We start from the raw sequence: 12,093 nt of genomic DNA, 5'->3' as shown, positions 1-12,093 counted from the left end.
TCACCCGTTGAGGGACTCGGACAGTTCGGCGCCGGCTTGTTCGAACACGGAACGCATCCAGACGTGCTCCGGATCCCGGGCATGCACAGGATGCCACCACAGCGCGCTCACCAGCGGCGTCGCCTCGAAGGGCATCTGCACTTCGCGCACAGCTGCCGCGCGCATCGCGATCGGCAGGAGTGCGCGTTGGACCATTCCCACTCGGCGGGTGCCGGCGATGAACAACGGCATCGCCAGAAAGCTCTCCACGACGGCTTCGACGTGCGGCTCGACGCCGAGCTGTTCCAGTTGACGCGCTGCAGAGGTGAAGGCGAACCGTGATCTGTAGGTGAGCACCCACGGCAGTCCCGCAGCCTGTTCGAGGCTGAGCGACTCCCCTACGTCGGGATTCTCGGTGGCCACGATCGCCGCCCAGTCGTCGCGCCACAGATCCAGGTGCGGCAGTTCCGAGATGTGACCATGCGGGATCAGCATGCCGTCGGCCGACCGCAGGCGCACGGCGGCGTCTTCCACGATCGCCGGGCTGTGCAGCATGAATCGGAATCTGACCTCGGGAGCCTGCCGTGCCGCGATAGCGGACACACGCTGCGCGACGGTCGCGAAACCGTAGTCCGAGCCGAAGATCGAGAACTCCCGCGTCGACGTCGACGGGTCCCAGTCCGCCTGGCTGTCGAAGACTCGTCTGGCAGCCTCGAGCGCCGTCGTCGTGTGCTCGCTCAGACGCGCGGCGAAAGGCGTGAGCTCATAGCTGTTGCCACGCCGTGTGAGGATCTCGTCGTCGAAATGCACTCGAAGTCGAGAGAGCGATGCGCTGAGCGCCGGCTGGCTGAGGTGAAGTCGTTCTGCTGCCCGCGTCACGCTTCGCTCGGTGAGGAGCGCGTCGAGAGAGACGAGCAGATTGAGGTCGAGGCGCGACACGTTCTTGGAACTCGGCACGGCGGGCCTCCAGCTCATAGATGACATCGATGTGCAGGATTGTCGAACACATCTTCCCTGATGTTAGCGCCGAGCGGAGAGTGGATGTACGGGAATACCCGAGAACTCAACGGAGGATCGAAGATGATCAAACTACTGTCCCATTTGTCCTACGTCGCGATCACCGCGCCCGACGTTGAGGCGTCGGTCAGATTCTATGAGGAGCAGGTGGGCCTGACCGTGGTCGACCGCGTCGACGGAGCCGTGTACCTGCGCTGCTGGGGTGACTACTACGCGTATTCGCTCGTCATCGTGCCCGGCGAGGAGCCCTCGCTTGCGACCATGGCCTGGCGCACCTCGAGTGCCGAGGCGCTCGAAGAGGCGGCGAAACGTGTCGAAGCCGCGGGCGTCGAAGGCGAGTGGCTCGATGATGTTCCGCATATCGGACGCGCCTACCGCTTCACGGGCCCATTCGGTCACGACATGACCCTGCACTGGGACGTCACGCGTCACCAGGCTCCCGAGAGTGTCGCGTCGATCTACCCCGACCGCCCGGAGAGGCGCTCCAAGGTCGCCGGTGCTCCCCGCCAGCTCGACCACGTCACGGTCGCGGCGAGCGACGTCGACGCGTTCGTGAAGTGGTACGTCGATGTCCTCGGCTTCCGCTTCATGGCCCGCACTGTGCTCGACGAGGCGCCCATCTCGGTGTTCTCGGTGCTCACGACCAATGAGAAGTCGCACGACCTGGGAGTGGTGCTCGACGGCTCCACGCGTGCCGGACGGATCAACCACTACGCCTTCTGGGTCGACACCCGTGAGGAGCTGCTGATCGCGGCGGACACCCTCATGGAGAACGGCACCCCGATTGAGTACGGGCCGAACATCCACGGGATCGGGGAGCAGACGTTCCTTTACTACCGCGAGCCCTCGAGTCTCCGTATCGAGCTGAACACCGGCGGCTACCGCAACTACGTGCCCGACTGGGAGGCGAACACCTGGAAGCCCTCGCTCGGCTCGAACAACTTCTATCGCAACAGCGCCATGCCGATGTCGATGACCGAGTCGTTCCCGGCGGCCGACGGGCCCAGCGCGACCGAAGAGGGCGTTCCCGACGAGATCAAGGACGCGCTCTTCAACCCCTACGCCAAGCACGGCCAGGGCTGAGTGGGCTCACAGGGGCGGACGATGTCGTCCGCCCCTGATGCCACTAGAACCGACACATCGAACGACAGAGGAGTCACCGACGATGACGACAGCACCCGACGCCCCCTTCGCCCTCGCCCGCTACCGTGATGGCGGACGTGCACAGCTCGGTCTCGTGGTGGGTGATCGCATCCGACCGCTCACCCCCGACGATCTCGGTGCCGCTGACCTCAACGCCTTCCTCGCCGCACCGGACTGGGATCGTCTGCAGGGAATGGCCGGCGCCGACGGGCCTTGGCTGCGTCTGGGCGACATGACGCTGACGGCCCCCGTCGAGCCGCGGCAGGTGCTGCAGACTGGCGCGAACTACCGGGAGCATGTCATCCAGCTCGTCGCCGCCGGCCTGACTCAGAACACCGACCGCACGCCGGAGGAGGCGCGCGAGTTCGCGGCGACGATGATGGATGACCGCAAGAAGAATGGTGAGCCGTACTTCTTCATCGGGCTGCCGGCGGCCGTCGTCGGCGACGACGTTCCCCTCGTCCTCCCCGCCTACAGCGAGGTGCACGACTGGGAGCTCGAGCTCGCCCTCGTGATCGGCAAAGAGGCCTTCCGAGTCTCGCGCGAGGAAGCCTGGGACCACATCGCCGGCTACACCATCGTCAACGACGTCACCACCCGCGACCTGGTCTTCCGCAAGGACATGAAGGAGATCGGAACGGACTGGTACCGCGCCAAGAACGCGCCGGGCTTCCTGCCGACGGGCCCGTTCTTCGTTCCCGCCCATTTCGTCTCCGCCGAAGACGCGCACCTGCACCTCGAGCTCAACGGGCAGACGATGCAGGATGCTTCGGCGACGGACCTCCTCTTCGACATCCCCGCGCTGCTCTCCGCCGCATCTCAGACGCATCCGCTGTACCCGGGCGACCTTCTCCTCACCGGGAGCCCGGCCGGCAACGGCCAGCACTGGAAGCGCTTCCTCCAGGACGGCGACGTCATGATAGGTACGATCGCCAACCTCGGCACGCAGGTCGTGCGCTGCGTGGCAGAGACGTCCGACGGAGACGCGCGATGAGCGCTCCCTCCGAGAACCCGGCCGACCTCGACCGTCACGACCCGGAAGCAGAGGTCGCCGCGCGCGCGACGGCCTTCCGCAACTGGAATCGGTGGGGCGAGGCCGACGCGCTCGGAACGCTCAACCTCATCGACGATGCGAAGCGCGTCGAGGCCGCGACTCTCGTCACCTCGGGGCGTGTGATCTCGCTCTCGCAGCGCTTCGACACCGACGGCCCGCAGAAGGGCTGGCGTCGCCGGACCAACCCGGTGCACACGATGACCGACACCGGGGTGGATGCCGAGCGCGGCAACCAGGGCTTCCCGCACGGCATCGGAGGGGCGGATGACGTCATCGCGATGCCGCTCCAATGCTCGACGCAGTGGGACGGCCTCGGCCACATCTTCGATCACGGCAACGCCTGGAACGGGCGCCGAGCCGGGGATGTCGTGACCAGCGAAGGCGACCTGGTGACCGGCATCGAACATGCCGCGTCCGTCATCGTCTCCCGAGGCGTGCTGCTCGACGTGGGGCGGCACCTCCAGCCCGAGTCCGGCGAGCTGCCCGACGGGTACGCCATCACGGCCGCGGACCTCGAATCGACGATCGCGGCACAGGGGGCATCGAGCGCAGTGGGCCGCGGCGACATCGTCGTCGTGCGCACCGGGCAGTTCACACGCGCGCGCCGCGAAGGCTGGGGAGACTATGCGGGCGGACCGGCTCCTGGTCTGTCGCTGACGACGGCGGGGTGGCTGCATCGCACCGACATCGCCGCCATCGCGACCGACACCTGGGGCTTCGAGGTGCGGCCCAACGAGTTCGACGTACCCGCCTTCCAGCCGCTGCACCAGGTCGTCATCCCGAATCTCGGACTGACGATCGGTGAGATGTGGAATCTCGACGAACTCGCCGAGGAGTGCGCCTCGCGAGGACGATGGGATTTCCTGCTGTCGGCGCCGCCCCTGCCCATCACCGGGGCGGTCGGTTCGCCGGTCAACCCGGTCGCCATCCTGTAGTCACCGTCTCTTCACATCGCTTCATCCAGAACAAGGAGGTTCTGCACATGACCGCAGTCCGAAAGGTCGCGATCGCCGGCACCGGAGTCGCCGGGCTCGCCGCCGCCATCCAGCTCGCCAAGGCGGGCGTCGAGGTCGACGTCTTCGAGGTGAAGGATGCCCCGTCGATTCTCGGCTCCGGCATCTCTCTGCAGGGCAACGCTCTCCGCGTCTTCGATGCGCTCGGCGCGTGGGGCGACATCCAGGCGGCCGGCTTCCCGTTCGAGGGCCTCAACCTCCGGGCACCCGGACCTGGCGCCCCCGTGGTCGCTGCGCTTCCCGACGTCAAGACCGGCGGCCCCGACTACCCGGCCGCCATGGGGATGCCCCGAGCCGACCTCACACGCATCCTCCTCGACCACGCCCGCGCGGCGGGGGCGAGTGTGCGTTTCGGCGCGAAGGTCACGGGTCTCGGCCCTCGAGCCGCTGATGCGGTCGAAGTCTTCGTGAACGACGAGTCCGCGGGAGTGTACGACCTGCTCATCGGCGCCGACGGCCTCAACTCGGGTGTGCGGGAGCTGATCGGGATCGAGACCAAGCCGGAGCCGACGGGGATGGGTATCTGGCGGGCGTTCGTGTCGCGCCCCGCCGACGTCGAGCGTTCCGAGCTCTACTACGGCGGCCCGGTCTACATCGCGGGATACACGCCCACCGGTGACGACACCATGTACGCGTTCCTCGTCGAGGATGCGCAGGATCGGTTCGGCGTCTCCGGCGACGAAGCCACGAAGATCATGCTCGAGGCGTCGCGGGCCTACGACGGGCCGTGGAACTCCATCCGAGCCGACCTCGAAGCCGGCGCTGCCGCGAACTACACCTGGTTCACCAAGCACGTCGTCCCGGCTCCGTGGAACCGCGGCCGCGTGATCGTGATCGGCGATGCCGCGCACTCGTGCCCTCCGACGATCGCACAGGGCGCCGCCCAGGGCCTGGAGGATGCCTTCGTGCTCACCGAGCTGCTGATCGGACGCGACGTCGTCGACGACGCACTGTTCGACGAATTCCACGCCCGTCGCGTACCGCGTGCGCAGGCCGTCGTCGACGCCTCGGTGCAACTCGGTCAATGGCAGCTCGACCACAACCGCGAAGCCGACGCCGGCGGCCTCATCTTCGGCATCGCGCAGCAGATGGCGAAGCCGGCATGACCACCGACGTCCACGCACACGTCCTGCTGCCCTCGCTGCAGGCAGAGGTCGAACGACGCGCCCCCGAGCTCGTGCGCGAAGCTGCTGCCCTCGAGCTGACCCGCAACGGTGCCGAGAGCCTGGCCGTGTCCGGACCCATGGTCGGGGCGCGCATCCCGAAGCTCACCTCGGTGCCGGTGCGCCTGGCCGAGATGGATGTTCAGGGCGTCGACGTGCAGTGGGTCAGCACCTCGCCGAACCAGTTCTACCCGTGGGCGCCGGAAGGGCTGGCCGTATGGGCGGCGAACGAGGCGAACCGCCTGGTCTCAGAGCACGTCGCCGAAGCCCCTCAGCGGCTCATCGGACTCGGGCTGGTTCCGCTGCAGCATCCTGAGCGCATCGTGGAGTGCCTGGACGACGCCGTGCTCGGCCGCGGACTCGCGGGCGTCGAGATCTCGTCGTTCGCCGGCGACGTGGAGCTGTCCGACGAACGACTCGAACCCTTCTGGGCGCGGGCCGCCGAGCTCAGCGCCGTGGTCTTCCTGCACCCGTTCGGGTGCAGTCTCGATGAGCGGCTCGATCGGTTCTACCTGTCGAACACGGTCGGGCAGCCCGTCGAGAACGCGGTGGCCCTCTCCCACCTGATCTTCGCCGGCGTGCTGGACCGGCATCCGGAGCTGATCGTCGTCGCCGCGCACGGCGGGGGCTATCTCCCCATCGCGATCGGACGCTCCGACCGCGCCTGGCGGGTGCGGCCCGAGGCGCAGCGTTGCGTGCACGCGCCGTCGACTTACCTCTCGAAGATCTGGTTCGACACCGTGGTGCACGATCCCCGTGCTCTGCGACACCTCGTCGAGGTCGCGGGGGAGTCGCGCGTGCTGCTCGGCAGCGACTACCCGTTCGACATGGGTCTGGACGACCCCGTCGACTTCGTGCGGGAGGCCGGTCTGGCACCAGACGTGGTCGAGGGGATCCTCGAAACGAACGCCGCGGCGCTGCTCGGCAGACGGGTTCGGGCATGAAGATCGCCCGGTGGCTCGCTGAGGGGACGATCGGCGAAGGATTCGTGGAGGGTGAGCGGGTGCTCGCCTTCCCTCGCGGTCTGACGGTGGCGGATGTGCTCGCGCTGGGGCTGGATGCCGCTCACGGGCTGCACCGCGAGGTCGCCGGAACCGCGGGTCCGGCGCTCGCCGATGTCATCCTGCTCTCGCCGCTGTCGCCGGCATCCGTTCGCGACTTCGTGGCCTTCGAGGAGCACGTCGAGGGGGTCAGCGCGGGCGTCGAGGGCAAGAGCGACGTGGCTCCGGAATGGTACGAGGCTCCGACGTTCTACTTCGGCAATCCGCACACGATCCTCGGACCTACCGACGTGCTGCACCCTCCGGTGACCGAACGTCTGGATTTCGAACTCGAGGTCGCGGTGGTGATCGGCGGAGCGCCGGGGGTCGGGGAATCGAACCTCGACCCGAGCACCGCAGCATCGGTGATCTTCGGGTACACGATCATGAACGACTGGTCGGCCAGGGATCTGCAGGCGCGGGAGATGAAAGTCCGGCTGGGGCCGTCGAAGGGCAAGGACTTCGGCACGAGCCTCGGCCCGTGGATCGTCACGGCAGACGAACTCGACCCGTACCTCGACGAGGATGGTTTCCTCGCCATCCGTACTGAGGTGTACGTCAACGATGAGCTCATCGGTGAGGATCTCGTCTCGAACGCCGGCTGGCCGTTCCCCGAGTTCGTCGCCTACGCATCGCGCAACTCCCGCGTGATCCCGGGTGATGTGCTCGGCAGCGGCACGGTCGGCAACGGCGGATGCTTGGGCGAGCTGTGGGGACGCAACGGCACCCTCACGCCGCCGCCGCTGGTCGAGGGCGATGTGGTGCGCATGGCGGTCGAGGGGGTGGGCGAGCTCGTCGGGAGGGTCGGTGCGCCCATCTCCGCCCCCGCGTTGCCCCGCGCCAGAAGCCGAACCCGCGCGCGTCGGCGGGCGCTGTAGTTGAGATTCGACTGATGCGCCCCTTAGAGGGGAGCTCGCCCCAGGGCGGCAGCGGCGCAAGATTCAAGTCACCGCGAGATCGCCGAAACCCGAGACCAGCCTTCGCTGCGGCGGCACCCGCACGCAGATCAGAGTGCCGCCACCCTGCGGGCCTCGAGCGAAGGGGACTGCGCCGGATAGTTGCGATAAGTGGTCTTATCGTCGGTAAAGGGCCAGACAGGGAAGTGAGATGTGGCTCAGCAGGTGAGAGCGCGTTTCGCGTGGTTACTGGGCACGGAGTGCGACACGCGGACTTGATCGAGATGCTGGATGCGCGCGTGCTGATCATCTAGCTCGGCCCCTGAGCAGGGGCGCGCGAAAGGGCTTGAAGCGGGAGCAGCCCCAGCGGTCTCAGACCCCGTACACGAGAGAGCTCCCGGGCTTGATTGCCCGGGAGCTCCGTTCGATCCGCTGGTTGGTCACCGGCGATCGTGCATGCCAAAGGCCTGCATCCGTATCGACTCAGCAGTCGTGGTAGGTCACGCTGTGCAGGCCGCCGCCGCTCGCTGCGTCAGAGGCGAGGACATTCGCCGGGAGGTGGATCCCCACCCCATTGACCGTGTAACGGAACACCCCGGACATCTGCGTCGCGACACAGGTGCGCGACCTCTTCAGCGTGGTCGTGGTGCTGTTGTGCGACCACGTACCGAGCGCGATGCCGTACATGTACGAGCTGCCGCTCTTCGAGAGGCTGTTGATGTAGCTGCCGGAGATGTTGTAGTTCAGCTTCTGCGCGATCCACGCGATTCCCAGGGAGGGAACTGTCACGTTCTGATCGGCGACGTAGGTTCCGGTGCCGAATGTCGTGAGGGGCGGAGGCGTCGGCTCGGGGGATTCAGCGAGCTCGTCCTGCACGCCCTGGAAGAACGCGTCGGCGATCGCTTCGGGATCGTTGTTGAACTCGTTCGCGGTCTGCGCAGTGACCGTCACATCTGGCGTGCCGAACGAGATGATCCCTGCTTCGTTGGGATCGACATCCGCCTGGATCTCAGCGCCGATGATGGCTGCAACCTCATCCTCGAGGTTGCTTTGCGTCTCGTTCGCAGACGCCGTCTGCGGCATGGCCAGCGAGAGCGCCAGCAGAGCGACCGCTCCAACTACAGTCTTCTTCTGATTCTTCATTCTCATCCCTTTGATGAACCGGTTATTAGCTCCCCCACCGTCGATAGCAACGTGCCGACGAGCAGGATGAGGTTCATCCACCGCGCGCCCGAGCGCCCGTAGCGACGCTCGAGGTTGAGAGTGAGGAGGAACCCCACCAGCGAGATGGCCGCCAGGATCAGATACGCCACCCAGAGGGGAGTGCTGAGACTGGTTGCCATCCATCCGGTGAAATCGCCGGGAGGGAATCGGAGCGTCAGCGCCAGAACCACGAGGCTGGCGAGAACGTAGCTTGCAATCACGCGTCCGCGGCCGGTCCCTGCGATCTGCGGGTCCGCCTGGTGAACATCTGCGGTCATTTCGATCCTCCTTGCTGAACGGCGAGAAGCGCGGGGTTGCGTCGCCGTCCGACGATGATCGCGCACACCACGGCGGCCGCGAAACTGAGCATGGCAAGCAGCCATGCCGCTATCGCGAGCTCGACAGGCAAGAGAATCGCCATCGTCAGAAACGCGGCGCCGACGAGAGGCAAGGACACCGCGAGGCGTGAAGTAGTTATCGTCATTTCATCCCTGCCCGTCGTGAGCGTGTGGCGGTGATGCCCAATCCAGATGTCGGACATACGCATCATGTTGGGACACGGAGGCAGGGGGCAAGAGATCGTCGAGCACTGTAGCCCTAGGGCTATCTGTGATGGATCGCGACCGCACCCGCCTGGCGCTACAGGCTGATGATTCCGATCGCTGTTGCCCGCAGGACGATCTGCAGGCGGTTGTCAACGTTCCAAATCTGATTGATGCGCCGGATGTCAGCTTTCACGGTGCCCTCGGCGTAGTGCAGTTCATGCGCGATTTCGGCGTTCGACAGGCCCTTCGCGATCAGCTCGATGATCTGATGTTCACGGTGGCTGAGAGCGGGCGCATCCACAGGCTCCATATCGCCCGACTCGATCATCGTGCGCACGAATCTCGACTGCACTTCGGGGGAGACAACACGGTCGCCGGCGTGCGCCGAAAGGATGGCGGCGATGATGTCGTCTGGGGCAGAGTTCTTGACCAGATAGCCACTGGCGCCCGCGCGCAGTACCTCGAGAGCACGCCACTCCGTGGTAAAGGTCGTCAGCGCCACGACTCGACAGCGCGGGTTCCACTCTAGAACTCGTCGCGTCGCCTCCACGCCGTTGACGTCCGCCATCTTGATGTCCATCAGGACGACATCAGGGGAAAGCCTCTTGCACGCATCCACGACCTCGGCGCCATCGCTGGCTTCGCCGACGAGGGTCACGCGCTCGTCGACAGAAATGAATGCCCGAAGAGCATGCCGCACGAGTGCGTCATCGTCGACGATCAGCACCTTCACCGCTTCAGCCACCCGGAAACCGTATCGCGTCACCGATTGGCAAGCTGTAGCCCTGGGGCCATGATTCCGGGACTCAGGGCGGCACACGAATATGGCGGGAGCACATCCAGGTCGCGCCCGGGGCTCAACATCGAGCAGGTGTTTCAGCGACCGATCGTAAGGAGTTCTACATGGGCCTGAATCTGTACGACATCGGAACGCTTGCTCTGTTCACCATCGCGGACAACGCCGATCTCGGAGATTGGATGTGCAAGGTTCTCGGCATCTGTGCCTGACCGGTCGAACCCGCACACCTCACGAGTGCTGAGTAGCGGGGACAGCGCCCGGCTATCCATCCGGCGAACGATGCTCTCGCGCGGGTTCTGGGAGCAACGCTCACTCCATCCGGTCGTCAGGGTCCTGCTCGTCGCGTCTGTCGGAGTGCTCGTATTCATCGCTGTTGGGTTCATCATCTCCAGCGGGCGCTTCACCCGCTCCGATCTCCTGGCGATGGCGTTCTACGCAGGTCTTGCCGCCTTCGCCTGGCACCCGCTGACCGCCGCCTTTGCAATCATGATCATCAGCGGCGTCGGGGTGATCTTCACCGGAAGCGGCGGTGACGTTCTGGAGCTCGCGATTGCGCTAAGCCTCGTCGCTGCAACCTGCGCGCCATGGGTGGTCATTACGCACTCGCTTCTCGTCGCCACTCTGACGGCCTACATCGCTGCCACGGGCACGACGCTCGCTGAAGGGGGCATGTTCGGGATTGCGGGGATCGCCGCGATCGCACTGCTTGCAGGGTTGGCATTCCGGCTCCTGGCCACACGGGAAGGGATCTTCATCGCGGAGCGTGCGCGGGTCGAGCAGGACCTCGAACTGATCGCCCGTGAAGAGCAGGAGAGGATCGCCGACGAGCTCCACGACGGCATCGCGCACGACCTCACACTCATCCTCTTCCACGCCCGTGCGCTACCCAAGCAGCCCGATAAGGATGCGCGTACCGTTTCACTCACCACGATTGAGGACTCGGCTGAGCGCGCACTTGGGAGCATTCAGTCACTGCTCTCGCTGATGCGCGACACCCAGACCGAAGCGCCAGCGTCGCGCGCCCTTCGATACAACGGGCAGGTGGCGGAAGCTATCGCCACGCTCGGCGACCTGCTGAAGGACGCGGGGATACCGACAACAGTGTCGGCATCCGACGACAATCAGTGTCTGTCACCTACGGCGGAGCGGCTCCTCATCGAGATCGCGATCGAGGCAGTCACGAACATCATCAAACATGCCCCCACGTCGCAGTTCGCGAGCATCCGCATTCTCGACCGTCCCGACAGCGTGACGCTCCTCGTTGAAAATGCCCTAGCCCCGGGCGTAGCTGGCGGCGCAGCGACTTCGGGAGGCCGGGGTCTGTGGCGGGGACGACAACGGCTCTCGCAACATGGCGGGTCGCTCGAAGCGGGGCCTTCACAGGGCGCATGGGTCGTTCGAGCGACAGTGCCTGTGCCGGCGGACAGTTCCGCCAAAGCAAGCGACATTGCAACTGAATAGCTCGCGACGAAACACGGCGGCGAGGGCCACTCAGAACCCTCACACACGGCCATCGGTGACGATGAACGCGATGCCGTCCGTGCTCCCATTCGGACAGGATCCGAAGCGATCGAGTCTTGAGCTCGCTACGGAGAGCGTCGAGCTCGTCCTCCGAGAATGTCCATGCGCGGGCCGTGGTGCGTGCGCGATACGGGGCAGCGGAAGAAGGGTCGCATCGACTACCTCCTGTGAATTCCTGTGTACCCAGTGTACTTCTGTGTACGAGTCTCTCGGGGAGGGGTCTGCCCCGACTACGCGATGGGGTTCGAGCAGCGTCGGGCCAGACGAGTCGACGGTGGGGAGTCGTCGAAGATGCGCGGGGTCGACCCTCCAGGCACTCGCTCTCGGGGATGAGATCTGGGTCGTTCAGCTCCCACGGGTCGGCGCCGCGGACGAGCTGACCGGGCTCAGTAAGCTCTGACCCTACTGATGGACATCGGAGGGTGGCGTGTCGAGATCGATGAGCTTGGGGAGTCCGTCGATGTGCTGGGCCATGCCGAACAGGTCTCCCTGGGCAGGCACGACGAAGGCCACGAATCGACGCTGCCGGATGAGCAGGATCGCACCTGCGATCAGTGCGATGGCGCCCGTCAGGCTGATGAGCAGACCCGCCAAGGAGCTCCACGCCCACCAGTCCACGACGACCGAGAAGATCCAACCGGCGAAGATCCCGCAGGCTCCACCGACAGTAAGGCCGATGGCGCGACTATCGCGAGAATGCATCTCGGATTCCGACATTGG

The 12,093-nt window shown here is 65.8% G+C and carries 13 protein-coding genes; 7 read left to right on the top strand and 6 right to left on the bottom strand.

Going from position 1 to position 12,093, the window contains the following annotated elements:
• Positions 1–954: a LysR family transcriptional regulator gene (locus tag D7252_RS17290; protein ID WP_120776512.1), complete on the bottom strand. Its 954-nt coding sequence runs from the start codon at positions 952–954 to the stop codon at positions 1–3.
• 105 nt (positions 955–1,059) lie between these two features.
• On the opposite strand from D7252_RS17290, the gene D7252_RS17285 reads away from it, so the two are divergent.
• The 6 genes from D7252_RS17285 to D7252_RS17260 all read left to right on the top strand — a co-directional run bounded on the left by D7252_RS17285 (position 1,060) and on the right by D7252_RS17260 (position 7,287).
• Positions 1,060–2,079 carry a VOC family protein gene (locus tag D7252_RS17285; protein WP_120777041.1) on the top strand — a complete coding sequence of 340 codons (1,020 nt, stop codon included), beginning with the start codon at positions 1,060–1,062 and terminating at the stop codon, positions 2,077–2,079.
• 82 nt (positions 2,080–2,161) lie between these two features.
• Positions 2,162–3,133: a fumarylacetoacetate hydrolase family protein gene (locus tag D7252_RS17280; RefSeq protein ID WP_120776511.1), complete on the top strand. Its 972-nt coding sequence runs from the start codon at positions 2,162–2,164 to the stop codon at positions 3,131–3,133.
• Positions 3,130–4,128, top strand: coding sequence for a cyclase family protein (locus D7252_RS17275; RefSeq protein WP_120776510.1), 999 nt, complete (start codon positions 3,130–3,132; stop codon positions 4,126–4,128). Before D7252_RS17280 ends, D7252_RS17275 begins: the two co-directional genes overlap by 4 nt.
• A 47-nt stretch (positions 4,129–4,175) precedes the next feature.
• Positions 4,176–5,312 (top strand): FAD-dependent monooxygenase, encoded by a 1,137-nt coding sequence (locus D7252_RS17270; RefSeq protein ID WP_120776509.1) that lies wholly within the window; start codon positions 4,176–4,178, stop codon positions 5,310–5,312.
• A complete protein-coding gene (locus D7252_RS17265; protein WP_120776508.1) occupies positions 5,309–6,313 on the top strand; it encodes an amidohydrolase family protein in 1,005 nt (334 codons plus the stop codon). The genes D7252_RS17270 and D7252_RS17265 overlap by 4 nt, the downstream gene beginning before the upstream one ends.
• Positions 6,310–7,287, top strand: a complete 978-nt coding sequence (locus tag D7252_RS17260; protein WP_120776507.1) for a fumarylacetoacetate hydrolase family protein — start codon at positions 6,310–6,312, stop codon at positions 7,285–7,287. Before D7252_RS17265 ends, D7252_RS17260 begins: the two co-directional genes overlap by 4 nt.
• Before the next feature lie 501 nt (positions 7,288–7,788).
• Here the strand turns inward: D7252_RS17260 and D7252_RS17255 are convergent.
• From D7252_RS17255 to D7252_RS17240, 4 genes are all read right to left on the bottom strand, one after another.
• Complete coding sequence (locus D7252_RS17255) at positions 7,789–8,448, bottom strand: hypothetical protein (protein ID WP_120776506.1); 660 nt, start codon at positions 8,446–8,448, stop codon at positions 7,789–7,791.
• A gap of 2 nt (positions 8,449–8,450) precedes the next feature.
• Positions 8,451–8,786, bottom strand: coding sequence for a hypothetical protein (locus D7252_RS17250; RefSeq protein WP_120776505.1), 336 nt, complete (start codon positions 8,784–8,786; stop codon positions 8,451–8,453).
• Positions 8,783–9,049 carry a hypothetical protein gene (locus tag D7252_RS17245; RefSeq protein ID WP_147406765.1) on the bottom strand — a complete coding sequence of 89 codons (267 nt, stop codon included), beginning with the start codon at positions 9,047–9,049 and terminating at the stop codon, positions 8,783–8,785. The genes D7252_RS17250 and D7252_RS17245 overlap by 4 nt, the downstream gene beginning before the upstream one ends.
• Before the next feature lie 98 nt (positions 9,050–9,147).
• Complete coding sequence (locus D7252_RS17240) at positions 9,148–9,786, bottom strand: response regulator transcription factor (protein WP_259461132.1); 639 nt, start codon at positions 9,784–9,786, stop codon at positions 9,148–9,150.
• A gap of 420 nt (positions 9,787–10,206) precedes the next feature.
• Between D7252_RS17240 and D7252_RS17235 the strand changes: the two genes are divergently transcribed.
• A complete protein-coding gene (locus tag D7252_RS17235; protein ID WP_259461131.1) occupies positions 10,207–11,313 on the top strand; it encodes a sensor histidine kinase in 1,107 nt (368 codons plus the stop codon).
• A 462-nt stretch (positions 11,314–11,775) separates the two neighbouring features.
• Here D7252_RS17235 and D7252_RS17230 read toward each other — a convergent pair whose 3' ends face one another.
• Positions 11,776–12,075 (bottom strand): hypothetical protein, encoded by a 300-nt coding sequence (locus D7252_RS17230; RefSeq protein WP_147406764.1) that lies wholly within the window; start codon positions 12,073–12,075, stop codon positions 11,776–11,778.
• Between the last annotated feature and the right edge of the window lie 18 nt (positions 12,076–12,093).

This window comes from Microbacterium sp. CGR2, from assembly GCF_003626735.1.
Taxonomy (GTDB): Bacteria; Actinomycetota; Actinomycetes; order Actinomycetales; family Microbacteriaceae; genus Microbacterium.
Note: the sequence above shows the minus strand (reverse complement) of the source record. Positions and strands in the feature narration are given on the sequence as shown.

What these genes read in the sequence shown, in the direction of transcription:
- D7252_RS17230 (WP_147406764.1), bottom strand. Translation starts at nt 12,075, where the DNA reads ATGCATTCTCGCGATAGTCGCGCCATCGGCCTTACTGTCGGTGGAGCC.
- D7252_RS17250 (WP_120776505.1), bottom strand. Translation starts at nt 8,786, where the DNA reads ATGACCGCAGATGTTCACCAGGCGGACCCGCAGATCGCAGGGACCGGC.
- D7252_RS17265 (WP_120776508.1), top strand. Translation starts at nt 5,309, where the DNA reads ATGACCACCGACGTCCACGCACACGTCCTGCTGCCCTCGCTGCAGGCA.
- D7252_RS17280 (WP_120776511.1), top strand. Translation starts at nt 2,162, where the DNA reads ATGACGACAGCACCCGACGCCCCCTTCGCCCTCGCCCGCTACCGTGAT.
- D7252_RS17260 (WP_120776507.1), top strand. Translation starts at nt 6,310, where the DNA reads ATGAAGATCGCCCGGTGGCTCGCTGAGGGGACGATCGGCGAAGGATTC.
- D7252_RS17275 (WP_120776510.1), top strand. Translation starts at nt 3,130, where the DNA reads ATGAGCGCTCCCTCCGAGAACCCGGCCGACCTCGACCGTCACGACCCG.
- D7252_RS17285 (WP_120777041.1), top strand. Translation starts at nt 1,060, where the DNA reads ATGATCAAACTACTGTCCCATTTGTCCTACGTCGCGATCACCGCGCCC.
- D7252_RS17255 (WP_120776506.1), bottom strand. Translation starts at nt 8,448, where the DNA reads ATGAAGAATCAGAAGAAGACTGTAGTTGGAGCGGTCGCTCTGCTGGCG.
- D7252_RS17270 (WP_120776509.1), top strand. Translation starts at nt 4,176, where the DNA reads ATGACCGCAGTCCGAAAGGTCGCGATCGCCGGCACCGGAGTCGCCGGG.
- D7252_RS17290 (WP_120776512.1), bottom strand. Translation starts at nt 954, where the DNA reads ATGAGCTGGAGGCCCGCCGTGCCGAGTTCCAAGAACGTGTCGCGCCTC.
- D7252_RS17245 (WP_147406765.1), bottom strand. Translation starts at nt 9,049, where the DNA reads ATGTCCGACATCTGGATTGGGCATCACCGCCACACGCTCACGACGGGC.